Source organism: Hyalangium gracile, assembly GCF_020103725.1.
GTDB classification, from domain to species: Bacteria; Myxococcota; Myxococcia; order Myxococcales; family Myxococcaceae; genus Hyalangium; species Hyalangium gracile.
This window is the reverse complement of the sequence record NZ_JAHXBG010000015.1, coordinates 242137-266104: the sequence shown is the minus strand read 5'-3', so window position 1 is coordinate 266104 and position 23968 is coordinate 242137. Positions and strand designations below refer to the sequence as shown.

At 69.8% G+C, this 23968-nt stretch carries 18 protein-coding genes; 12 read left to right on the top strand and 6 right to left on the bottom strand.

The features are described 5' to 3' along the window. Positions 1 to 222 precede the first annotated feature (222 nt). The 3 genes from KY572_RS28890 to KY572_RS28880 all read right to left on the bottom strand — a co-directional run bounded on the left by KY572_RS28890 (position 223) and on the right by KY572_RS28880 (position 2169). A complete protein-coding gene (locus tag KY572_RS28890; protein ID WP_224246209.1) occupies positions 223 to 948 on the bottom strand; it encodes a ferritin-like domain-containing protein in 726 nt (241 codons plus the stop codon). After that, complete coding sequence (locus KY572_RS28885) at positions 942 to 1166, bottom strand: hypothetical protein (RefSeq protein ID WP_224246208.1); 225 nt, start codon at positions 1164 to 1166, stop codon at positions 942 to 944. The genes KY572_RS28890 and KY572_RS28885 overlap by 7 nt, the downstream gene beginning before the upstream one ends. A 175-nt stretch (positions 1167 to 1341) precedes the next feature. Beyond that, positions 1342 to 2169 (bottom strand): Ig-like domain-containing protein, encoded by an 828-nt coding sequence (locus KY572_RS28880; protein ID WP_224246207.1) that lies wholly within the window; start codon positions 2167 to 2169, stop codon positions 1342 to 1344. Positions 2170 to 2314: 145 nt separating this feature from the next. Here KY572_RS28880 and KY572_RS28875 point away from each other — a divergent pair, with 145 nt between their 5' ends. The 3 genes from KY572_RS28875 (at position 2315) to KY572_RS28865 (ending at position 6655) form a co-directional block, all read left to right on the top strand. After that, positions 2315 to 3601, top strand: coding sequence for a M14 family metallopeptidase (locus KY572_RS28875; protein WP_224246206.1), 1287 nt, complete (start codon positions 2315 to 2317; stop codon positions 3599 to 3601). Continuing rightward, a complete protein-coding gene (locus KY572_RS28870) occupies positions 3601 to 4875 on the top strand; it encodes a glycoside hydrolase 5 family protein (protein WP_224246205.1) in 1275 nt (424 codons plus the stop codon). The genes KY572_RS28875 and KY572_RS28870 overlap by 1 nt, the downstream gene beginning before the upstream one ends. A 178-nt stretch (positions 4876 to 5053) precedes the next feature. Continuing rightward, complete coding sequence (locus KY572_RS28865) at positions 5054 to 6655, top strand: serine/threonine-protein kinase (RefSeq protein WP_224246204.1); 1602 nt, start codon at positions 5054 to 5056, stop codon at positions 6653 to 6655. A gap of 19 nt (positions 6656 to 6674) precedes the next feature. On the opposite strand, the gene KY572_RS28860 is transcribed toward KY572_RS28865, so the two are convergent. After that, positions 6675 to 7376: a hypothetical protein gene (locus KY572_RS28860; RefSeq protein ID WP_224246203.1), complete on the bottom strand. Its 702-nt coding sequence runs from the start codon at positions 7374 to 7376 to the stop codon at positions 6675 to 6677. Positions 7377 to 7613: 237 nt separating this feature from the next. Here KY572_RS28860 and KY572_RS28855 point away from each other — a divergent pair, with 237 nt between their 5' ends. Further along, a complete protein-coding gene (locus KY572_RS28855; RefSeq protein WP_224246202.1) occupies positions 7614 to 8519 on the top strand; it encodes a type VI immunity family protein in 906 nt (301 codons plus the stop codon). 6 nt (positions 8520 to 8525) lie between these two features. Here KY572_RS28855 and hutH read toward each other — a convergent pair whose 3' ends face one another. Further along, complete coding sequence (hutH, locus tag KY572_RS28850) at positions 8526 to 10052, bottom strand: histidine ammonia-lyase (RefSeq protein ID WP_224246201.1); 1527 nt, start codon at positions 10050 to 10052, stop codon at positions 8526 to 8528. Between the two features lie 139 nt (positions 10053 to 10191). Between hutH and KY572_RS28845 the strand changes: the two genes are divergently transcribed. The 7 genes from KY572_RS28845 to KY572_RS28815 all read left to right on the top strand — a co-directional run bounded on the left by KY572_RS28845 (position 10192) and on the right by KY572_RS28815 (position 21208). Beyond that, positions 10192 to 11454 carry an aspartate kinase gene (locus tag KY572_RS28845; RefSeq protein WP_224246200.1) on the top strand — a complete coding sequence of 421 codons (1263 nt, stop codon included), beginning with the start codon at positions 10192 to 10194 and terminating at the stop codon, positions 11452 to 11454. Beyond that, positions 11451 to 11861, top strand: coding sequence for a ComEA family DNA-binding protein (locus KY572_RS28840; RefSeq protein WP_224246199.1), 411 nt, complete (start codon positions 11451 to 11453; stop codon positions 11859 to 11861). The genes KY572_RS28845 and KY572_RS28840 overlap by 4 nt, the downstream gene beginning before the upstream one ends. Before the next feature lie 9 nt (positions 11862 to 11870). Beyond that, positions 11871 to 14033 (top strand): zinc-ribbon domain-containing protein, encoded by a 2163-nt coding sequence (locus KY572_RS28835; protein WP_224246198.1) that lies wholly within the window; start codon positions 11871 to 11873, stop codon positions 14031 to 14033. A gap of 168 nt (positions 14034 to 14201) precedes the next feature. Then, positions 14202 to 15380 (top strand): glycosyltransferase family 2 protein, encoded by a 1179-nt coding sequence (locus tag KY572_RS28830; RefSeq protein ID WP_224246197.1) that lies wholly within the window; start codon positions 14202 to 14204, stop codon positions 15378 to 15380. 285 nt (positions 15381 to 15665) lie between these two features. Next, positions 15666 to 18440: a beta-propeller fold lactonase family protein gene (locus KY572_RS28825; RefSeq protein WP_407660011.1), complete on the top strand. Its 2775-nt coding sequence runs from the start codon at positions 15666 to 15668 to the stop codon at positions 18438 to 18440. A 10-nt stretch (positions 18441 to 18450) separates the two neighbouring features. Then, a complete protein-coding gene (locus tag KY572_RS28820; RefSeq protein ID WP_224246196.1) occupies positions 18451 to 20721 on the top strand; it encodes an ATP-binding protein in 2271 nt (756 codons plus the stop codon). After that, entirely contained in the window at positions 20714 to 21208 is a 495-nt protein-coding gene (locus KY572_RS28815; RefSeq protein WP_224246195.1) for a response regulator, read from the top strand. The genes KY572_RS28820 and KY572_RS28815 overlap by 8 nt, the downstream gene beginning before the upstream one ends. A 21-nt stretch (positions 21209 to 21229) precedes the next feature. On the opposite strand, the gene KY572_RS28810 is transcribed toward KY572_RS28815, so the two are convergent. Continuing rightward, positions 21230 to 22108 carry a CHAP domain-containing protein gene (locus tag KY572_RS28810; protein ID WP_224246194.1) on the bottom strand — a complete coding sequence of 293 codons (879 nt, stop codon included), beginning with the start codon at positions 22106 to 22108 and terminating at the stop codon, positions 21230 to 21232. A 130-nt stretch (positions 22109 to 22238) separates the two neighbouring features. Here KY572_RS28810 and KY572_RS28805 point away from each other — a divergent pair, with 130 nt between their 5' ends. Next, positions 22239 to 23930, top strand: a complete 1692-nt coding sequence (locus KY572_RS28805; RefSeq protein ID WP_224246193.1) for a tetratricopeptide repeat protein — start codon at positions 22239 to 22241, stop codon at positions 23928 to 23930. Positions 23931 to 23968 lie beyond the last annotated feature (38 nt).

Below are 23968 nucleotides of genomic sequence, written 5' to 3'. Positions count from 1 at the left end.
GCGTGCTCCTGTTTTCGATGCCGACCGCTTGGGGTCGGTGAGTATGGCTGACCCCTACTGCACCCCCCATGCCATGAAAGGGAGGAGGAGGGCGTCATAGGTAAGTGCAGGAGTTTCAATGGGTTGCGCGAGTCCGCCCTTTGCGGGGTGGTGACCGCAGCCACCAGGAGGGGCTGGTGACAAGAGTCACCACCGGTGACTGCAGTCATCGCCGGGGTGGACTCAGCCGAGCCCGTGGCGCTCGAGCCACTCGCGGGCGGGGCCGGTGGGCACGCCGTGCTGCTCCAGCCCGGGCATCACCACGTCCCGCATGGCCGAGGCGAACAGGGAGCGTCGCTCCGCGTGGGGCAGCACCCCGTGTGGGAGCAGGGCGGGGGCGTCGTCCTGGGGCGATAGGGAGGTGGGCAGGGAGGCCTCGGCGGCGGTGGCCTCGAGCATGTCCGGGAGGAAGCGGCCCAGGAAGGTGACGCTCTCGGAGGGGGCCACGTGGGCCAGGTATGCCCAGCCGAGCCGGCTGTGGACCACCTCATCCTGGAGCAGCTCGTGGAGGACGGCGCGCATCCGCTCGCTGCCCGCGGCGGGGCGCAGCCGCATCAGCACTCCCACGCTCACGGTCTCCGCGACACAGCAGGCGGCGACGAGCTCATACAAGGTCCGTTGGGAGAAGGTGAGGGAGCGGGGGGCGATCTCGGCCAGCTCCACCGATGCGTCCTCGGACACGGGGGCGCCGTAGTCTCGCGCCAGCGCGGCGCAGTGCTCGGCGTGGCGGCGCTCGTCCTCGGCCGAGCGATGGGCCAGCTCCACCAGCGCATCCGGAGCGCCGGCCTGCTCCAGCCAGAGCGCGAGCCGGGTGAAGCGCGCGCGCGCCTCGCACTCCACGTGGTGTCTGAAGCGCCACGCGGAGGCGATGCGCTGGCGGAGCGGCGCTGGGAGTTCCGTGCCTACCAACCGGCGGCTCCGCCCCCCTTCTCCGGGGCAGGAGGGGGCTGGCCCTGGGGCGTGCCGGTGGGGCTCGTGTCGGGCTTCTCGTTCGTGGCGGTGTTGCTGGGGGGCGTCTGGGCGGACGGAGTCTCGGTACCGTCCGCGGCCGTCTTCTGCTTGGCGCACCCGCTGCCCGTGCCGATGACGGCGCCACCCACGACGAGGACGTGGAACAGCTTCTTCATGTCCATCCGCTGTCTCCTGGGGAAGGGATGGGGGCCAGCATATAGGAGGAGGGGCGGATGTCCCTTCACCCTGGAGGGCGGTTGTACGGTGGGGATCACGCAGAACGGCGAAGGGCCCGGAGCCCTGGGAGTGTCCCCCCGGATTCCGAGCCCTTCCTCCGCGCTCCAGGCGTGACTACTTCTTCTTGATCGTGATCTTCGCGTCGGCGGACTTGTCGCCGCTCTTCGCGGTGATGGTGACCGCGCCCGCCTTCACGGCCGTCACCTTGCCGGTGGCGTCCACGGTGGCGAGCTTGTCGTTGCTGGAGGCGAACGCCGGGGTGATGCCCGCGATGGCCGCGCCGTCCGCCGCCTTCACGGCGACGGCGAGCGTGGCGCTCTCGCCGATCTTCAGGCTCTCGGGGGCGCCGTCGAAGGCGAGCGTGGCCACCTCGGGCAGCTTCACCGTCACCTCGATCTGCTGACGCAGGGCGCCGGAGGTCGCCGTCACCGACGTGGTACCCACGCCCTTGGCCGTCACCGTGTTGCCGCTCACCTCGGCGACGTTCGCGTCCGCGCTGGCGTACTCGATGGCCGCGTTCTGGATCGGGCGGCCCGCGTCATCCTGCACCTGCGCGTCGATCGTCGCCGTGGTGCCCAGCCCGGTCAGCGCGATGGGGCCGGTCTTGATGGCGATGGAGCCGGGGATGACCACCTCGACGGGGACCTTCGCGTTGAGCTCTCCGGCCTTCACCTCGACGCTGGCCGAGCCGCTCTTCACCGCGATGACGGTGCCCTGGGCGTCCACCGTGGCCACGTTCTTGTCGCTCGAGGAGAACTCGAACTTCACGTCCTGCACCGGCTGGCCGTCCTTGGTGAGCGCCGTGGCCTTCAGGGTCTCCTTCTGTCCCGCCGAGGCGAGCGACACCGACTTCGGCTCGACCTGGATCTGCTCGGCCTTCTTGCACGCGGACGCGAGCGCCAGTACCGCCACCACCATCACGGGGTTGAACAACCGCTTCATGGATTCATTGCCTCCCGCTCGCTCCTGGGCGAGCGACTGTGTTGGAAAAAACTTGCAGTCCAAAAGACAGGGCACGAGGCCCGATAGCCCATAGCAAATCCGTCACGCCGATGACTACCCTCCTGTGAAGCGCTCCCCCCGGCTCATGATCCCCACCTCCACCTCCGCCATGCTCTCCGCGCTCTGGGACGAGGTCCGTCTCCGCGAGCGACCGCCGCTCCCGCTCGTCCGTCACGCCCAGGTGATGGCCTGGTTGGAGCGCCTGCGGGAGTCCGCGCCTGACTTGTTCCTCGTGGAGGAGGTGGGGCGCTCGGTGGAGGACCGCGCGATCCAGCACGTGCGGGTCGGCCACGGCCCGAGGCACGTGCTCCTCTGGTCGCAGATGCACGGGGACGAGCCCACCGCGACCACGGCGCTGTTCGAGCTCTTCGAGTACCTCCGGCGCTACCGCCAGGAGCCGCGCGTGGATGGGCTGCTCTCCGCGCTCACGCTGCACGCCGTGCCCATGCTCAACCCCGATGGCGCCGAGCGCTTCCAGCGCGTCAACGCGCAGGGGATCGACATCAACCGGGACGCGTTGATGCTGCAGACTCCCGAGGGGCGGACACTCAAGGCGCTGCGGGATCGGCTCCAGCCATCGCTCGGCTTCAACCTGCACAACCAGGACTGGCGCACCGCGGTGGGGAAGAGCGGCAAGCCCGCGTCCATCTCACTGCTCGCGCCGGCCTTCGACGAGGCCCGCGGTGACAACCCCGGGCGCCTGCTCGCCAAGAAGGTGTGCGCGGTCATCCGGGATGCGCTGGAGCCGCTCGTGCCCGGGCAGATCGGCCGCTACAGCGACGCGTTCGAGGTTCGCGCCTTCGGAGACAACATGGGGCGCTGGGGCACGCCGTCCGTGCTCATCGAGACCGGCCCGTGGCCCGAGGTCGAGAGCGAGGGGCCGTTGCTGCGGCTGAATTTCGTGGCCCTGGTCTCCGCGCTGGAGGCGCTCGCCAGCGGCCGGGCGGAGCAGGCGGACCTGGAGCGCTACGACTCGATCCCGCTGAACGACAGCAAGGGGCTGCTGCGGCTGATCGTGAAGGGGGCCCAGGTGTTCGGCGAGGCGGGTGGCCCCTTCCTCGCGGACGTCGGCGTGGCCGCCAGCCCCTCCGTGCGCACGGTGCAGGGGATACCCCGGGCGGTGGTCGTGGGGGCGATCGCGGAGCTGGGAGATCTGCGGGTGTTCGGGGCCAGCGAGACGGTGGATGGCCAGGGGCTGACCTTGGTGCCGCTGCCCTCCGGAGACGTGAAGGAGGGAGACCTGGTGCCGCTACCGGCCCGGCGTGCGTGCGAGGTGGGGGTGGGGCAGATCGCCAGGCTGATGCTGCTGAGGCCCGTCGAGCCCGCGGGCACCTGGCGCGTGGAGCGCATCATCCGCTTTGATCACCTGTGATGGCGAAGCGGATGGAGCGTGTAGCCCGCGGTGTGACGGCGGGGGAGCTGGCGCTGGGCCTGCTCCTCTCGCTGCTGGTGGCGTGTGGGAGCGAGTCCCTGGAGCAGCTCGAAGAGGAGGCCTCGGACTGTCCCGAGGGCCCCCCGATCCAGCTGGGTGGCGCGCCCTCCTCGGCGGTGCTGCTCAACGCGTACTACCTGCAGGACGAGGCCGCGCGGGAGCTTCGCGGCGGGCAGACGGAGTCTCGGGTCGTGGAGGAGGTGCTCTCCAAGGCCGCGGCGATGGGTGTGTGGGGCTTGAGGACCAACGGCTTCAACGACGCGCCGGAGAAGCGAGGGGTGTCCACCATCCAGGTGGCGCCAGGGCAGTACGACGAGGACAGTCTCCGGGGGCTGGACCTGGTGCTCGCGCGGGCTTCTCACCATGGGGTGAAGCTCGTGTTGCCGCTCGGCAACTACTGGGATGCCTATGGCGGCGCGCGTCAGTACGTGGCGTGGGCTGGGCTGCCCGCTCCGCGCCAGGGGGATCCTCGCTTCTTCACCGAGCGCGCGGTGATCGAGCACTACAAGCGGTACATCACCTTCCTGCTGTCTCGCACGAACACCTTCGATGGCATCCGCTATGGCGAGCACCCCGCCGTCCTGGGCTGGGAGCTGCTGAACGAGCCGCGCGGCGTCGGGCTGGACAGGGGAGGGGAGGCGATGCGGGCCTGGGTGGACGAGATCGCCTCGGTGGTGAAGGCCCAGGCGCCCGGCCACCTGGTGGGGACGGGTGAGGAGGGCTTCGACACCTCCGTCGAGGGCTACGACGCCGCGTTCTGGAGCCGCGTGCCGCCGGCGTCCCTCTTCGAGGCGTCGAGCAGCTTCCGGGGCAACACGGCCTCGCCGCACATCGACTTCGGCAGCGTGCACTTCTACCCGGAGCACTGGGGCATTCCGACCGTGCATACCGCTCGGAGCGGGGCGAGCTGGATCTCGGACCATGCCGCCCTCGCCAGGGAGCTGGGCAAGCCGCTCTTCCTCGGGGAGTTCGGCCTGCGCAACCAGGGGGACTTTTCGCTCGAGGAGCGGCGCGCCATCTACCGAGGCTGGCTCCTCTGTGCCTGGCGCGTGGGGGTGGGAGGGATCGCCCCGTGGATGTTCGCCCCGGACGACCGCCCGGACGCGTGGGATGACTTCACGTTCTACTTCCGCGACGGCACCCGGCCAGAGGATGCGCGCAACCGCTACGCCGATCTCCTCATCGAGGCCGCGGGGCGCTCGGGCCGGCGGTGAGGGGGCGGCGTCAGCCCTGCAGGGTCATTGACATGAGCTCGACCTGACAGGGCGGGAGAGCGCCGTGACGCGAACCGTCAAGTGGGTGCCAGCTCCGCCGGAAAGCCAGGATTGTGAGAGCGTCCGGCACTACAAGGCAGTCTGGTTCTCACCATTGGTGATAGAACATTCGCTCTGCATGGTTCGCCTCGGGCCACCGGATCTGTCCCAGCCGGCCGCGATTGCCGCGGCATCGCTCCCCTCGGAGGAGGAGAGGGCGTTCCTGCAGCAGCGTCTGGTGTTCCTGTTCAAGACGCTCTTCCTCCTGGCCATAGGCTTCTACGTCATCACGAGCCTCGCGGCGCTCGTGTTCCTCGACACGCCGTGGCTCAACCTGATCGTCGCGCCCGGGTATGCCTTCCACCTGGTCAGCGTGGTGATCGCGTTCGCCCTCTGGCAGGTGTGCCGCACGGCCCAGCGCTCCACGCGGCTGCTGCGGTGGCTGGAGAGCGTGGGGTTGCTGGGGGCGATCTTCCTGTTGAAGGTGGATGCCTACTTCGACAACGACTCCCACTCGCTGCTGCTGGGCACCACCGCGGCGCTCATCTGCCGCGCGGTGATCGTCCCGACGTCCGTCCGCAGGACGTTCTGGGTCTCGCTGGCGGGCGCGCTGCCGGACGCCGTCTTCCTGGCCCTGCTGCGGCGGGGGACTCTGGAGGGGTTCCTCCTGCCGGCGCTCGATGCGCTGCTCTGGAGCGCCATCGCCGTCATCATGGCCTCGCTCGTGACGCGGGTGGTGTATGGCCTGCGGCAGCAGGTCCGGGATGCGCGCAAGCTGGGCCAGTACACGCTGCTGGAGATGCTGGGCGCGGGGGCCATGGGGGATGTGTACCTGGCCAGCCACGCGATGATGCGCCGCCGCACGGCCATCAAGCTGCTGCGCACCGACGTGGATGGCCATGGCCTGGAGCGCTTCGAGCGGGAGGTGCAGCTCACCAGCCAGCTCACGCACCCCAACACCATCGCCATCTATGACTATGGCCGCACCGCGGAGGGCCTCTTCTATTACGTGATGGAGTACCTGGAGGGCATGGACCTGGAGCGCCTGCTGACCGCGGCGGGGCCGCAGCCGCCCGCCCGGGTCATCCACATCCTCCGGCAGGTGTGTGGCGCGCTGGAGGAGGCGCACGGCATGGGGCTGCTGCATCGCGACATCAAGCCGGCCAACCTCTTCCTCTGTCGGCGCCGGGGCGTGCCGGACATGGTGAAGGTGCTGGACTTCGGGCTGGTGAAGCAGCTCGGCGTCTCCGAGGACACGGGCTCGGGTCGGACCAACGTGGTGGCTGGCACGCCGCACTACCTGGCGCCAGAGGCGATCGTGGACCCGACGAAGGTGGACGGTCGCGCGGATCTCTATTCGCTGGGAGCGGTGGGCTATGCGCTGCTCACCGGTGGGCACGTCTTCACGGGGCAGAGCGCGTCGGAGATCTGCTCGCACCACGTGAACACGCCGCCGATGCCGCCGTCCCTGCGGGTGGGGCGCGAGCTGCCGGATGATCTGTGCGGCACCATCCTGCGGTGCCTGGAGAAGCGCCCCGAGTCCCGCTTCAACAACGCTCGGGAGCTGCGGATCGCGCTGGAGCTATGCGCGGACGCGGGGAAATGGACGGAGGAGGACGCCGCGCAATGGTGGGCGCAGAGCGGCGCGGAGCTGGAGAAGGCCACGGTGCGCCGCAACCCCCTGTCGCTCACCGGGACGCAGACGGTGGTGACGAACTCGCTCGGGCGCGTGGCGGCGTAGGCGCGCGTCGAGGGGCGGATCAGGGCGCGGGGCGCACGCGGAAGGGGTTGGACGTGCCGGTGCGGCCCTCCGAGTCCCTGGCCGTGAGGGTGACGGTGTCTCCGGGCGTCTGGATGGAGACGTCCATGACCAGCACGCCATCGTGGAAGGGCTCGGTGACGGAAGGGGTCACCTGCCAGGCGCTGGAGAGCTCCACCGTGCCCTGGAACCGAACGGCGTCGGGGCCCATCGCGCGGATGGCGATGACGAAGGGAACGCCCTGGACCTGCTCGCTGAGGGTCTGGAAGGAGAAGCCCGTGATGCCCGGGGGCGGGCCTCCACCGTCGGGTGTGCCGCCGTCGGGAGTGCCACCATCTGGGGCTTCTCGGACGATGAGGGCCATCGGGAGGGAGGCGGTGTGGCCGTCGGCGAGCTGGATGCCCACGTCATAGCTGCCGGGAGGTAGCCCCTGAGGCACCTGTGCGCGGACACGATCGTGAGGGAGGGGCTCTCCGGGCACAGACAGGACGGCGCCGAAGGTGACCGTGATCGGGGGCAGCGTGGCGTGGCCTCGCCCGTAGTCGAGGTGGGCGGGCAGTCCGCTGAGCTGGAGGATCAGCGCCGTGGGGGCATCGGTGGTCATCTCCGAAGGTTCGATGGAGACGACGGTGACGGGACTCGGGTGATTGTTGAGCGGTGCCCCTTCACAGGCGACCAGGGTGACCAGCAAGGTCCGAAGCAAGAGGCTCCTCGCAGACTGGCCCATGGCACTCCTCCCGATGCGCCGAGCAAAGCACCCGGTTTGGCGGGGAGTCCATTATTTCCTGGATTTGTCCTGCATGGTAGACGAGGTGCCTACCCTCGGAGGACTCCATGCGCTACGCCCGCTGGCCGGAGAGCAGGCCGATGTTGCTCCATTCAGGCTCGTGGAGACTCGTGGCCACGCTGGACTCGTCCAGCCGCATCTCGGAGTGAGTCGATGAGCGAGCACTACCCGCGGATTCGCATCGAGGCCCGGAACGGTACCGTCGTGGCACGTGAGGCACTGAGCATGACGTTCTACATGCGCCCGCCTCACCAGGCGATCGTGCAGGACGTCATGCGCGCGCTGGATGCTTATCTGCGAAGCATCGGTCCCAAGGCACTGGGGCTTTATGCGGACGAAGAAGGGGATTGGAGGGAGCTCAATGAGCAAGGGTGGGAGCTCGTCCGACGCCAGCTTCTCGAGGATGAGGGGCCGCGCATCACCTTGGAGGCGCCCGATGTCTCGGGCCGCTCTGCTTTTCTGTACCGAGGCAAGGATCCTGAGGCCATCGCCAGGATGAACAAGCCGGATGCGATGTGCGAGGCGACCTTCTGGCTCTCCACGGAGTTTCTAGAGGAGCATGGCCCTGCACGGGTGCGTGAGCTGGCCATCGAGCTCGCTTCACTGCTGCCGTTGTGCTCGGGTTCCTGCGGTCTGGCGTTCGTCGGCGGGCTCGATCTGGTCGGGGTGTCGACGGCCCTGGCTCACCATTGGATGCGTTACCCTGGGATCGATATCCCAGGCGAGTCCGGGTACTCGTGGGAGGTGGGTACGCGCATCCGGGGCCCTCACTGGGTGAACTTCCTGGGGCAGCCTGTTCTCCGTGAGCTGGGAGGGGTGGAAGGGCTGCGGACGCGGCTCCGCCACCCTGGCACGAGCGTGCAGGAGGTGGCGGAAGACAAGGTCGCCATCACCTTGGGCGAGTGGCCAGAAGCGGGCGACGTGGAGCGGGGGGATGTGCTCCCCGCCTACCGAGAACTCGCACGGGTACTGGAGCCATGGCTCCACCGGACTGATGTTCCCGTGCTTCGCCGCCCCATGGAAGAGACGCGCCGCTGGGAGCGCCGCTTCCTCGATTGAGCCACTTCACGCGGTGGCCGCGCGCACCGTCTCCAGCAGCTCGCCCGAGTCGATGAGCGCGCTCACCGCCGCGATGTCCCGGTGCAGCTCGCGATCCTTCTCCATCGTGGGCACCTTGCCGCGGATCAGCTCGTACGCCGCCTGCGGACCCTTGCCCGCCTTCACCGGCTGCCGGTAGTCCAGCGCCTGCGCCGCGCACAACAGCTCGATGGCCAGGCACGAGCGCGTGAACTCCGCCACCTGCCGCCCCTTGAGCGCCGCCGTCATCCCCATCGACACGTGGTCCTCCCGGCCCGCCGAGGACGGAATCGAGTCCACCGACGCCGGATGGCTCAGCACGCGCGACTCCGCCACCAGCGCCGCGCTCGTCACCTGCGCGATCATGAACCCCGAGTTCAACCCCGAGTTCTTCGCCAGGAACGGCGGCAGCCCCGACAACGACGGGTTCACCAGCTGCTCCACCCGCCGCTCGCTGATCGCCGACAGCTGCGTCAGCGCCATCGCCGCCACGTCCATCGCCAGCGACACCGGCTGCCCGTGGAAGTTGCCGCCCGAGACGATCCGCTCCGAGTCCACGAACACCAGCGGGTTGTCCGTGGCGCTGTTCACCTCCACATCGAGGATGCGCCGCGCGAACGCCAGCCCCTCTCGCGCCGCCCCGTGCACCTGCGGCATGCACCGCAGGCTGTACGGATCCTGCACCTTGCTGCAGTTCACGTGCGTCTCCACCAGATCGCTGCCCGCGAGCAGCCGCCGCAGGTGCGCCGCGCACGCCTTCTGGCCCGGGTGGGCTCGCACGTCGTGGATCTCCGGGATGAAGGGCTTGTGGCTCCCCAGCAGCCCCTCCAGCGTCATCGCCCCCGCCACGTCCGCCAGATCCGCCAGCATCTCCGCGCGCAGTTGCAGCAGCGTGCCCACCGCGCACATCGCCTGCGTGCCGTTCACCAGCGCCAGGCCCTCCTTGGCCTCCAGCACCACCGGCTGCAGCCCCGCCCGCTCCAACGCCTGCCGCGCCGGGAGCCGCTCGCCCTGGTAGTACGCCTCGCCCTCGCCGATGAACACCAGCGCCAGGTGCGCCAGCGGCGCCAGATCTCCCGACGCCCCCACGCTGCCCCGCTCGGGCACCACCGGCACCACGTCCCGGTTCAGCATCTCCAGCGCCAGCTGGAGCGTCTCCGGCCGGATCCCCGAGAACCCCTTCGCCAGCACGTTGCACCGCAGCAGCAGCAGCGCCCGGGCCTCCGGCAGCGGCAGCGGCGTGCCCACCCCCGCCGCGTGCGACAGGATCAGGTTGCGCTGCAACTCGCGCAGGTCCTTCTTGTCGATGCGCACCTCCGCCAGGGTGCCAAACCCCGTGTTGATGCCGTAGGACGGGGCATCCCCGGCGGCCACCCGATCCACCAGGGCCCGCGAGGCGCGGACGCGCGTGGCGGCCTCGGGGGCCAGCTCCACGGTGACGGCGTGGCGGGCCACCTGGAGGATCTCCTCCAGCTTCAGGGTGTCTCCATCGATGAGCATGCGGGGCAGGGACATGGGGGCTCCAACGAAAGGGCGCGCACCGTAGCCGAAACGGGCCGGAGGGCCAGCGACGAACGGTGTAGCACGACAGCTTTGACACCCGGGGATGCGCCCAATAGGGTCCGCCCGTCAAGTAGAGAGGGGTTCAAGCACCTTGGCACTCATCGTCCAGAAGTACGGCGGAACCTCGGTCGGAGACGTCGAGCGCATCAAGAACGTGGCGCGTCGCTGCATCGCGACCCAGAAGGCTGGCCACGATGTCGTCGTCGTCGTCTCCGCCATGTCCGGAGAGACCAACCGCCTGCTCAAGCTGGTGTCGCAGATCACCGACCGGCCCAACGAGCGCGAGCAGGACGTCGTCGCCGCCACCGGAGAGCAGGTCTCCATCGGCCTGGTGGCGCTGGCCATCCAGGCACAGAAGCGCAAGGCCGTCAGCTTCATGGGCAGCCAGGTCCGCATCGTCACCGACAGCGACTTCTCCAAGGCCCGCATCAAGAGCATCGACTCGGAGAAGATCCGCGCGGCCCTGAAGAAGAAGAACATCGTCGTGGTGGCGGGCTTCCAGGGCATCGACGAGGACGGCAACGTCACCACGCTGGGCCGTGGCGGCTCCGACACCACCGCCGTGGCCCTGGCCGCCGCGCTCAAGGCGGATGCCTGCGAGATCTACACGGACGTCGACGGCGTCTACACCACCGACCCCAACGTGGCGCCCGCCGCGCGCAAGCTGGACCGCATCTCCTATGAGGAGATGCTGGAGCTGGCCAGCGTGGGCGCCAAGGTGCTGCAGATCCGCTCGGTCGAGTTCGCCATGAAGTACAAGGTGCCGCTCTGGGTGAAGTCCTCGTTCTCGGACGACCCCGGCACGCTGGTGTGTGAGGAGGATCCTTCGATGGAAGACGTGGTGGTCAGCGGCATCGCCTACGACAAGAACGAAGCGAAGATCGCCATCCGTGGCGTGCCCGACGTGCCCGGCGTGGCGGCGAAGATCTTCGGCGCGCTCGACGAGAAGAGCATCGTCGTGGACCTCATCGTCCAGAACGTCTCCAAGGATGGCCGCACGGACCTCACCTTCACCGTGGGCAAGGCGGACCTCGTCAAGGCCAACGACACGGTGAAGAAGATCGCCAAGGCCGTGAAGGCCGAGGCCGTCGAGACCGATGGCAACATCTCCAAGGTGTCCATCGTCGGCGTGGGCATGCGCAACCACTCGGGCGTGGCCGCCAAGATGTTCAAGGTGCTCGCCGGCGCGGGCATCAACGTGCAGATGATCTCCACCTCGGAGATCAAGGTCTCGTGCGTCATCCACTCCAACTACACGGAGCTGGCGGTGCGCGAGCTGCACACGGCGTTCGGCCTGGACAAGCCCGCCGCGGAGGGCGTCGCCGAGTCCGTCCCCATGAAGGGCCGCGCGTGAACCGCACGGGCTCGCTCGCCGCCGCGACACTCGGGCTGATGGCGCTCGGGGGGGTGGTGCGGTGGCGGTGGCCGAGCCCGACCCCCGCCCTGGACTGCGCGCCCGCCCAGGTGCGCTTCCGGGACGGGGTGGCTGTCTGTGGCGAGGGTGCTCCTCCCACCGGCGCGCAGGCCCTGGCGCTCGGGCTGAAGCTGGACCTCAACTCCGCCTCGGAGGAGGAGCTTGCCCGGCTGCCGGGGGTAGGGCGCTCGCTGGCGCGCAAGCTCGTGGAGGCCCGCGAGGCCCAGGGGCGCTTCTCGAGCTGGGCCGAGGTGGATGCCGTCTCCGGCGTCGGCTCCGCCAAGCTGGAGACCCTCCAGGCAGCCACCGAGTTACGAGAGGCACCGTCCACCCGCCCTGTGTGGTAAGCACGCTGCGTGCAGATCGCCTGCCCCCAGTGCTCGAGCCAGTACGATCTCGACCCCCGGCTGCTGCCGCCCTCGGGGGCTTCGGTGCAGTGTACGCGCTGCAGCCAGGTCTTCACGGCCACGCCCTCGGGAGAGGTGCGCGTCGCCGGCCCGGTCCAGAGCCCCGCTCGCTCCTCCGTGGGGACGAAGACGGGCGTCTTTGGCAGCCCCATGCAGGGGGCCTCGAGGCAGGGCCCGCCCAACACCCAGACGACCCAGATCTTCGGAGTGGTACCGCCTTCCACGCCCGCGCCGGATGAGGCTCCGACGCCTCCGGCCGGCACGCCCATCCCAGGGACGCACCTGCAGCCGGGCGGGAAGACCCAGGTGTTCGGCGCTCCAGGCGCTCCCGCGGCGTCTCCCTCCACGACCCAGGTCTTCGGTGCGGCCGCCGTGGCCGCGAAGGCGCGGGGGACTGGTACGGGCGCGGCGTCGCAGTCTTCTCCCGCCACCACGACGCAGGTGTTTGGCGCGCTCCCGCAGCCTTCTCCCCTCACCACGACGCAGGTGTTCGGCGCGCCCACGCCGCCGCCGGAGTCTTCTCCCGCCACCACGACGCAGGTGTTCGGCGCACCCCCACCGCCGCAGTCCTCGCCCGCCACCACGACGCAGGTGTTTGGCGCGCCCCCACCGCCGCAGTCCTCGCCCGCCACCACGACGCAGGTGTTCGGTGCGCCCGCCGTGGCCGCGAAGGCCCCCCCAGCCACCACGACGCAGGTCTTCGGCGCCGCCTCGGTGCCGCCGCCTCCTCCTCCCTCGGCCTCCACGACGCAGGTCTTCGGCGCGGGGGCCGTGGCCGCGAAGGCGCCCCCGGCGACCACGACCCAGGTCTTCGGCGCCGCCTCCGTCCCCGGTCCTTCGCCGACCTCCGCCACTACCCAGACCTTCGGCTCCACGGAGGTCCAGGCGGCTCGAAAGGCGATGGAGACCGCTGCCCCGGCTCCTGGAGCTGACAGCCACTCCGCGCCGTGGCTGGCAGAGCCCGCGCCCTCGCCCATGCCCCCTCGGAGTGTGACGCGGGAGCGTCACCCGACCGGGCCCCAGGCTGCGCCCCCCGTCGAGCTGCCCGAGGAGCCGGTCGGGCTCCCGGGGCCCGCGTTGCCTTCCCTCCCGCAAGAGACGGAGCTCGAGCGCAGCGGGCCCATCGCTGCCTCGCGCCGTGCGCCCGCGCTGGAGCTGCCTCCCGAGCTCATCGTCCCGGAGCGTCCCGGGAGCGCCCGATCCGCCTCGGAGCCGTCCTCGGGCGGTGGCAGGGAGCGCCTCTTCATCATCCTGGCCGCCGTGGTGGCGCTGGGCCTCACGGCGTGGCTCTCGTATCCGGTGTGGCGCAACCAGGGCGCGGAGCTGCCCGGGGATGCCGTGTCCGCCAAGGAGAGCGCGGCGAGCCTGCTGCGGCGGGACGACGCGGCCTCCCGGGAGCAGGCCATCCGGGAGCTGACCTCGCTGGTGGGCCGCTACCCGAAGTACACCGAGGCCCAGGCCGAGCTCGTCGTGGCGCTCGCGCTGCATCTCGACGATCTCAAGGTCGAGCTCGAGTGGGTCCACCAGGAAGAGGCGCGCCTGCGCAAGGAGATCTCCCAGCTGGAGCTCGCCAAGGCCACGGTCGACTGGCCGAGCCGCGTCAACGCGCGCCGGCAGGAGCTGGCCACCCAGGGCGAGCAGAAGCGCTCCCTCGAGGCGGCGGCCACGGACCTGACGAAGCGGCTCGATCAGTCCCTGGCCGTCATCCGCTTGGCCCCCGAGACGGAGCCGGCGGCCGATGTCGTCGCCCGGGTGAAGGCCCAGGCGATCTCCGAGGCCGTCAACGGCACGCCCCAGGCCGTCGCCCTGGCCGAGCGGCTCAAGAAGGTGGAGGCCCGCCCGCACTGGAGCGTCCTCGCCCTGGCCGAGTACGGCCTCAATGCCGGCACGCCCCCGTCCGCGCTGGCCACCGTGTCCGAGCAGCTGGCCCAGGTGCGCGAGCGGGACCCGACCTTCCTCCGCGCCTACGTGCTGGGCGCCCGGCTGGCGCTGCGTCAGAAGGATCCCTCCGCGGCCCAGGCCTTGCTCGAGGCCGTCCTGGCGTTCAACCCGAACCACGCGCTTGCTCGGAAGCTCCAGAAGTGGGCGGCGGACACCGCTCCCACGCCCTGACAGGCTTTCAGTCTCCCTCCTCTCGAGGCTGGAGAAAGTTCAGCTTCACACGCCTCGGATCGACCGGCAGCGGACGTTCTCCGAGGGAAGAGGGCTCCTGCCGCGGCGGCACGCCCCTTGCTCATCCCCGCTCGGACTCGAAGCGCTGGGAGCGCGGAGGCGAGGGTGATGGCGGAGGTCTTCTTCTGGTGCGCGGCCTTGCTGCTGCTGCACACGTACTTTTTCTACCCACTGTGTCTATTCGCCATGGAGGGTGTGGCCCAGGTCTTCCACAACCTCCGGAGCATGAAGGCAGGGGAGGGCCGGCGCCGCGAGTCCAAGGCGTCGTCCGTGCCCTCGGTGAGCCTGGTGGTGGCCGCCTACAACGAGGCGAGCTGCATCCGGCAGAAGCTGGAGAACAGTCTGGCGCTGAAGTATCCGGCCCTGCGTTTCGAGGTGCTGATCGGCTCGGACGGCTCCACGGACGGCACGGACGAGATCGTCCGCCAGTGCGCCGATCCGCGGGTGCGGCTGTCTCCGGCGCCGCGCGCGGGGAAGACGACGGTGCTCAACCGCTGCATCCCCTCGGCCCAGGGGGAGATCATCGTCCTCTCGGACGCCAACACGATGATCGAGCCCGAGGCCATCCAGGCGCTGGTGCGCCACTTCGAGGATCCGGAGGTGGGCGCCGTCTGCGGCAAGCTGCGGCTCTACAACCCGACGAAGAAGGACTACGAGGAGAGCGCCTACTGGAACTACGAGTCCCTCATCAAGTTCTACGAGGGCAAGCGGGGCGCGGTGGTGGGGGCCAACGGCGGGCTGTACGCCATCCGCCGCACGCTCTTCACGCAGCTGCCGCCGTCCACCATCGTGGATGACTTCGTCATCCCGCTGCGCATCCTCGAGCAGGGCTACAAGGTCGTCTACGAGGCCGAGGCCGTGGCGCACGAGGAGACGACGGAGGACTACGGCAAGGAGTTCGGTCGCCGGGCGCGCATCGCGGCGGGCAACTTCCAGAGCCTGAAGATGGTGCCCGGGCTGCTGCTGCCCACGGCGGGCTTCGCCTCGTTCGCCTTCTGGTCCCACAAGCTGCTGCGCTGGTGCGCTCCGGCGCTGATGGCGGCGGCGCTGCTGGCCAACCTGTTCCTGCTCGACAGCGTCTTCTACCGGCTGACGCTCTTCACCCAGGTGATGTTCTACGCGCTGGCGTACCTGGGAAAGGCGGGCGTGCTCAAGGGCACGGGGCGCCGCATCGCCTCCATGGCCTACTACTTCGTGACGATGAACCTGGCCATCGTCGTGGGCTTCTGGCGCTTCCTGCGCAACGCGCAGAAGGCGGCGTGGGATCGCACCGCCCGCGCCTCCTGAAGTCGAAGTCCCGGGCCCGGCTCCTGGTAGCCGGGCCCGTTGTCAAGGCTTCCGAGGCCTCGACAGAGGTGTCCAGGCGCAAGAATTCCATCGAGGGTGTCATCGGGTGCGCTGCGGACCCAGGGTCCATTCTCACCAGATGAGCGGCGCGCGCGGATCCGTTTGTTGTGTTTACAGCGTGGGCTGCCCAGGCGCACCATCCTGAACCTTCCCGCTCCTCTGGCCCGGTGGCGAGCCTGTCGCTCGCCGCTCGTGGAGAGCGAGCTGGAGCGTCAGGAGCTCGTCGTGCGCCGACACCTCTCGAGATCTCTCCTTGCTGTATTGCTGCTCACGGGACTGACCGCGGCTCATGGCCAGGTCTCCGGGGCGTTCACCCTCTTCGAGAGCGGTCAGGTCCGACCCCTGGCGCTCTCGCCGAGCGGGCGGTTCCTCTTCGCCGTCAACACGCCCGACAACCGCCTGGAGATCTTCCGGGTCGAGAGCGGGGGACTCTCGCATCGCGGCTCGGTGCCCGTCGGCCTGGAGCCCGTCGCCGTCGCCGCGCGCACGGACGAGGAGGTCTGGGTCGTCAACCACCTGTCCGACAGCGTGAGCGTCGTCCGGGTGGACTCGGACGGCCGTGGCGGCGCCGTGGTGCGGACCCTGCTCGTGGGAGACGAGCCTCGCGACATCGTCTTCGCCGGGCCTGGCAGGTCGCGCGCCTTCATCACCGCGGCCCACCGCGGCCAGAACGTCCCGTTCGATCCCCAGTTCACCACGCCGGGCGTGGGCCGGGCCGACGTCTGGGTCTTCGACGCCTACAACCTGGGCATCTCGCTGGGGGGCACGCCGCTCACGATCCTCAACCTGTTCAGCGACACGCCGCGCGCGCTGGCGGTGACGCCCGACGGCTCGCGCGTCTACGCGGCGGCGTTCCACTCCGGCAACCGCAGCACGGTGCTCCACGAGAGCGCGGTGCCCAATGGCGGCGCGGCCGCGGGCGGCGTCCCGGGGCCTGACACCAACTTCCAGGGGGCGCCGAGGCCGGAGGTGTCGATCCTCGTGCGGCACAACGGCCAGGACTGGGTGGACGTGCTGAACCGCCCCTGGACGACCACGGTGCGGTTCAACCTGCCGGACAAGGACGTGTTCGCCATCTCCGCCACCGCCAACCCTCCGGCGCAGCTGCCCGGCGCCAGCGGCTTCTACTCCGGCGTCGGCACCATCCTGTTCAACATGGCCGTCAACCCGGTGAGCGGGAAGGTGTACGTCAGCAACACCGAGGCCCGCAACGATCTGCGCTTCGAGGGCCCGGGCGTCTTCGCCGGCGGAAGCCTGCGCGGGCACCTGCACGAGAGCCGCATCACGGTGCTGAGCCCCTCGGGCGTCACGCCGCGGCACCTCAACAAGCACATCAACTACGGCACCTGCTGCGCGCCCATCCCCAACCCGGAGAACGAGAAGAGCCTCGCGCAGCCGCTCGGGATGGCGGTGACGTCCAACGGCGCCACCCTCTATGTGGCCGCGTTCGGCTCCTCGAAGCTCGGCGTCTACTCCACGGCCGCGCTCGAGGCGGACACCTTCGTGCCGAGCACCGCGAACCAGATCCTCCTGAGCGGTGGAGGCCCCACCGGCATGGTGCTCGACGAGGCGCGCGGGCGCTTGTACGTGCTCACGCGCTTCGACAACGCGATCTCCATCGTCAACACCGCCACCCGCCAGGAGATCGCCCACCTGCCCATGTACAACCCCGAGCCGCCCAGCGTGGTGCAGGGGCGGCCGTTCCTCTACGACGCGCGCAACGGCTCGAGCCACGGGGACTCGTCGTGCGGCAGCTGCCACATCTTCGGAGACTCCGACAGCCTGGCCTGGGATCTCGGCAACCCGGACGGCGTGGTGAAGGACAACCCCAGCCCCGTCGTCCCGGTGCTGCCCGAGTTCGGTGACGATCCCACCTTCGGCCAGGACACCCGCTTCCATCCGATGAAGGGCCCGCTGCTGACCCAGAGCCTGCGGGGCATGGCGAACCACGGCTCGATGCACTGGCGTGGCGACCGCAACGGAGGCGACACCGAGCCGACGGCTCAGCCGGACAGCGGGACGTTCAACGAGGCCGCGGCCTTCAAGCAGTTCAACCCGGCCTTCCAGGATCTGCTCGGCCGCGGCGCGCAGCTGACGCCCGCGGAGATGCAGAAGTTCACCGACTTCGCCCTCCAGATCATGTACCCGCCCAACCCGGTGCGGAACCTGGACAACGCCCTCACCGCGCGGCAGCAGGCGGGCAAGGACTTCTTCATCAACGTCACCAGCTTCTTCAACGGCTCGTGCGAGTCCTGTCACCGGTTGGATCCGAACGGCAACCCGGAGAAGGGGCTCTTCAAGGGGTTCTTCGGCGGGGACGGCCGCGCGTCCTTCGACGCCGAGCCGCTGTTCCCCAAGGTCCCGCACCTGCGCAACATGTACCAGAAGGTCGGCATGTTCGGCGCCGCCTTCGGCTTCGGCTCGGTGGGCGCGGATCCCTTCATGGGCGATCAGATCCGCGGCTTCGGCTTCAACAGCGACGGGAGCATCCCCACGCTGTTCCTCTTCAACAGCGGCTTCGACTTCGATCCCATCTTCAACCAGGTGGGCATCCCTCGCACGCCAGAGGGCGTCCAGGCCAAGCGGGACATGGAGGAGTTCATGCTGGCCTTCGACACCAACCTGGCGCCCATCGTCGGCCAGCAGGTGACCCTCACGGCCTTCAACCCGCTGGTGGCGCACTCGCGCATCCACCTGCTGATGGCGCGCGCGGCCGCCGGCGACTGCGACCTGGTGGCCAAGGGCCGGGTCGCCGGAAAGCAGGTGGGATACCTCTACGTGGGCGCCGGACGGTTCCGGAGCGACCGGCAGGCGCTGCCCACCGTCTCCGATACCGTCCTCCGCACGCTCGTCGTCACGAGCGGGGGGGCGCTGACCTACACCTGCACCCCTCCAGGCTCCGGCGTGCGCATCGGCATCGATCGCGATATGGACGGATATCTCGACGGAGACGAGCGGGCCGCGGGAAGCGATCCCGCGAATCCCCTCAGCACGCCCTAGTTGGATCGCGATGTCCACCTCGCCTGTCACCGCTCCTCGTGCTCGTTCCTCCCTGGCTCGCTCCACGCTCATCAAGATGGGCGTGCGCGTCGGGGTGATCATCGCCCTCACCACCCTCGTCAGCTACTTCCACATCTTCCGTTCGTTCCGCACCGAGGCCCTCTCGCAGCTGGAGCGGGCCGTCACGGACCACAGCCAGCGCGAGGAGGTCATCTTCGTCCTCGCGCAGGACAACCATGCGCGCATGGCGAAGGCCCTGGAGGAGCGGTTCCAGGCCTGGCTCGAGCAGGACCCCAACCCGCGCTTCGACAGCCTCTTCACGCGCCAGCCGGATGGGACGATCCGCAACCGGCGCGAGGGCTTCGACGGAACGAAGCAGCCGGGCGTCTACATACCCCGGGGCGTGAAGGACGATGCCGACTTCCGCCGCCGGACCCTGGCCGCCTACGACATGGTGAGCCAGTACGGCCCGGCCTACCATGTCCGCTTCGTCAGCACCGGCGTGATGCTGCCGGAGGGGACCCTGGTGGGGTACTTCCCGGCGGCGCCCAACTACTTCCTCGAGCTCGAGCCCACCTTCTCGATCCTGAACCAGGAGTACTTCACGCTGGGCCTGCCCGAGAACAATCCCCAGCGGAAGCCGGCCTGGACGGGCATCTTCGAGGACGTGCCCACCCGGACCTGGATGGTGACGGTCGTCACGCCCGTGGACGTGGGCGGCCGCCACATCGGGACGATCTCCCATGACGTGCTCCTGGACGAGCTGATGGTCCGGACCCTCAACATCCACCTGCCGCAGGCCTACAACCTCCTGTTCCGCGACGATGGCCTGCTCATCGCCCACCCGCACCTGCGGGTGAAGGGCGGCGTGGAGCCCTACAACATCCTGAGCGACACCCGGAAGCCGGAGGAGGTCTTCGAGCAGGGGGGCTCCGAGCAGCAGCGCGCCCACCTGCGCGCCATCTTCGAGGCGGTGAAGGCCCGGCCGCCCGACCAGATCGGCGTGGAGCTGAAGGACCATGGCGAGTACCTGGCCGCGGCGCGGCTGCGCGGGCCCCACTGGAACTTCGTCACGGTGCAGCCCGAGCACGTGGTCTCCTCGGATGCCTTCGGGGTGGCGCGCTATGTCCTGATGTTCGGCCTGGTGTCGCTGCTGGTGGAGCTCGCCATCATGTCCTGGGTGCTGCGGCAGCAGATCTCCCGTCCGCTGGTGGCCTTCACCCAGGCCACGGATCAGGTGGCGGCCGGCGACTTCAAGGTCTCCCTGGAGTCCTCGCGGGACGACGAGCTGGGGCGGCTGGCCAGCGCCTTCCGCCTGATGGCCCAGGAGGTCCAGCGGCGCGAGGAGGCCCTGCGGCAGGCCAACGAGGGGCTGGAGCAGCGGGTGGTGCAGCGCACCCAGGAGCTCACGGACGTCCACCGGCAGCTCGTGGAGACGGCCCGGCAGGTGGGACGGGCGGAGATCGCCACCAACGTGCTGCACAACGTGGGCAACGTGCTCAACAGCGTGCTGACCTCCACGATGGTGGCCCAGGAGCGGCTGGCCGCGATGAAGATCGAGAACGTGGAGCGGACGGTGGACCTGATGGAGGAGCACCGGGCCGAGCTGTCGGCCTTCGTCACCCAGGACCCGCGCGGGCGCAACGCGCTGCCCTTCCTGCGCAAGACAGGCCAGCACTTGCAGGCCCAGCGCCAGGAGCTCCAGACCCTGCTCGGCGATGTCAGCCGACACACCGAGCACATCGGCGCCATCGTCAAGCTGCAGCAGGACTACGCGAAGCTCCCCATGCAGATGATCGAGCCTGTGAAGCTCGGGGAGCTGGTCGAGGATGCCGTGCGCATCAATCAGGCTGCGCTCAGTCGCCACTCTGTTAAAGTGGAGCTGAACATGGGGGGAGTGCCAGACGTGCTGACCGAGAAGCACAAGGTGCTGATGATCCTGGTCAACCTGATCAGCAACGCCAAGCACGCGCTGGATTCCATTCCCGATCACGAACGACGCCTGACCGTGAGCGTGAGCCCCGGCTCGGATGACCGCGTCCGTATCGAGGTGAGGGACAATGGCGTGGGCATCGCACCGGAGGTGCTCCACCGCATCTTCCAGCGCGGCTTCACCACTCGCCAGGGAGGGCATGGCTTCGGGCTGCACTCCAGCGCGCTGGCGGCCCAGGAGCTGGGGGGCGCGTTGAGCGTGCACAGCGACGGAGTGGGGAAGGGCGCCTCGTTCGCGCTGGAGCTCCCTGTGAAGCCCCAGGCACAGAGCGAGCCATCCCATGCGTAAGCGCCGGATCCTGGTGATCGACGACTCCGAGGACATCCACAAGGACTTCGTCCGGATCCTCACTCCCGGCCCGGCGCAGGAGTGGGAGGATCTCGCGCGGCTGGAGGAGGCGCTGTTCGGCGTGGCGCCTCCCTCCACGAAGTCCACGCACCCAGGCTTCGAGCTGGACTCGGTCTTCCAGGGCCGGGAGGGCGTCGCCAAGGTGCGCCAGGCGCTGGCCGAGGGGCGGCCCTACTCGCTGGTGTTCCTGGACTACCGCATGCCGCCGGGCTGGAACGGCTTCGAGACGCTGCGGCACCTGCGCAAGGTGGCGCCCTCGCTGCCCGTCGTCCTGTGCTCGGCCTTCTCGGACTACTCCCTGGAGGAGATGCGCCGGGAGTTCGGCCAAGCCCACGGGCTGACGGAGCTCAAGAAGCCCTTCAAGAAGAACGAGGTGTACCAGGTGGCCGTCGCGCTGACCGACGAGCCGGAGCGCGTGGCCTCCTAGCCGACGACGGGGTGAGGCCCGCTACCGCTGGGCCACCACCACCGGCTTGGAGGAGGGCAGCACGCTGGCGTAGGCCACGAAGAGCTGTCCGGTGAGGGCGAAGGACCGGCCCTGGCCCGGGGCGCGCAGCGTGTCGTTGAGCACCTTGCCGGTGCTTGGATCCTTGCCGACGCCGGGCTTGGAGAGGTTCATCCGGTAGCGCACCACGCCGCGCTTCACGCGGTGGATGACGGTGACGGTGCCGTCCGCGTCCACCTGATCCACCAGCCCCACGTGCGTGAGCCCGTCGTTGCGCCGGCCGTCGCGGTTCTGATCGTACGTCTCCCGGAAGAAGACGAGATCGCCGGGCAGGGGACGGCCGCCGTTGTAGACGCGGCCGTGGTTCAGCGCGTACCGATAGATGGCGGTGACGCCGTTGTCTCCCGGCTTGGACGTGCCCTTCAGCGGGACGCCGGCCTGCGAGTAGACCGCCTCCACCAGCCCGGTGCAGTCGCTGGGGTACGCGCGGCCTCCCACCCTCACCTGGGGCTGGCCCACCAGCGCGCGGGCGGTGGCCACCACCAGCTCGCGGCCATCCCGATTGGCGACGGGGCGGGACACGGGCTGGGCGCGCTTCTTCGGCTCGGTGCGCGCCTCGCGGGAGGCCGGGGCCTTCTTGCTCGGAGGGGGCGTCGGCCGCTTCGCCACGGCGGGGCGGGGCTCGGCCGGCGGCGGGGCCTCGGCGACGGCGGGCGGAGCCTCCTCGGGCTCGTCGGGAATGCCTCGCGGCATGGCGGCGGGAGTGGCGGGCCGGTACCGCAGGTTCTCGAAGGCCAGCTGGCCACCCAGGGGCGCTCCGGTGGCACCCGTGGCGCACCCCGTCATCCACACCATCCCGGCCAGCAGCGCGAAGAGCCTCATGAGACCTCCCTGTAAGTCCACGTGCTACATGGTCCTTCCACGAGGCCGTGTCGTCAAAAAACACACCCAGGCAACCGGGCGTCGATGCTTGGGTTTTCCGTTTCTGGACAGGTGGGATAATGGTGGGGTGATGCCCAGGCTTCTTGCGCTCGCGGTGCTGCTGTCTCTCACGGGTTGTGCGTCCCAGGCGTACCAGCGCGCCAAGGACGCGGACACGGTGGAGGCCTACCGCGAGTTCCTTCGCGAGTACCCGAAGGACGACATGGCCGAGCCGGCCGAGGCGCGCATCGAGGAGCTGGAGTTCGCGCGGGCGCAGAAGCTCCACACGGTGCTGGCCTACAAGCGCTTCCTGGAGGCCTATCCGGAGGCGCCGCAGGCCCGCGCGGCGAGCTCGCTGCTGGAGGGGCTGCGCTTCAACGCCGCGAAGGAGGCGGGCACGGTGGCCGTCTGGCGGCAGTTCCTGGCGGACCACCCGGATGGCTCGCAGCGCGAGGAGGCCCGGCGGCTGATGACCGAGGCCGAGCAGAAGGAGCTGAGCACCTCGGCGGATCCGAAGCGGCTCTCGGCGTTCCTGCGCGAGGTGGGGGACGATCCCCGGCGGCAGGAGGTGGAGGCGCGGCTGGATGATCAGGCCTTCGCGCAGGCAAGGGTCTCGGGCGCGACGAAGCTCTTCGCGTACCTGCGGGACTTCCCGGCCGGCCAACACCGCGAGAAGGCCAAGGCGCGGCTGTTGGATCTGGAGGTGGAGGGCCTGCTCGTCTCCGGGCTGCTGGAGGAGGCCGAGGCGAAGGTGAAGGGGCACCCGCTGGGGCCCCAGCTCGAGGACTTTCCGAAGCGGCTGTCTCGGGCCAGGGCGGTGCGTGAGGCGCTGGCCTCGCGGGAGCCGCTGGCGCAGGCCTCGTACGTGAACTTCTACCTGAGGGAGCTCTCGGATCTGCAGCAGTCGCTGGGCGCGCTGGATCCGCTGGATCGCTGGCAGGCGGCGGAGGAGCTGGGGCAGCACGTCTCGGTGCGCGCGCTGGAGCCGCTGCTCAACGCCTTCCGCACGGCGCGCAACCCGCTGATCCGCCAGTACGCGCTGGAGAGCCTGCAGACGGTGCTGCGCGCCCTGCCGCGCGACGTGGCCGAGTACGAGGTGGCGGCGCGGCTGGAGGGCCTGCGCGAGCGTGCGAGCAGCGCGGAGGTGTACCTCACCATCGCGGCGCTGCTGGATCTGACGGGGCAGCTCGAGCTGGCGGCCACCGAGTACCAGCGGGCCTTCGACGCGAACAACCCGGATCCGGTGGTGCTCCGCCGCTGGGTGAAGATCCGCCAGGAGCGCCGGCAGCTCTTCTCCTCGGCGGTGGCGGCGCGGCAGCTCGCGCTGTGGGCGCACGGCGTGGCGAAGGAAGAGGTGGTGTCCCCCGAGGGCGGGGTGCCGCTGGCGTCGGCGCGTCAGCTCTGCGCGGCGGCGGAGAACGCGCGCTTCGCGGCGGAGGCCATCGCGCTGGCGCGCAAGCAGGCGACGGAGTTTCCGGAGGACCTCAACAGCTTCGAGCGGGCGGCCCAGGACGCGGTGAAGCTCTCGGAGGCGCGGCTGGCGGACGCGGAGCTGCTGCTGCGCCAGCAGAACCCGGGCGTGCGGCTGTGCCGGGATCAGCAGGTGCGCGAGCGCCTGACCAGCGCGGTGAAGGAGCGCACGGAGGCGCTGGGAGCGGTGGGCACGAAGCTGCCCAGGCTCGCTCCGGTGCTGCTGGAGGTGGCGAGGGATCGGGATCCGTCGCCCGAGGTCCGTGCCCTGGCGGCCGCTCGGCTCGCCGCCCTCTCGGCACGCGGGGACTGAACGGATTTTCCCTGCCTGCTCGCGGGGCGGGGGTTAGA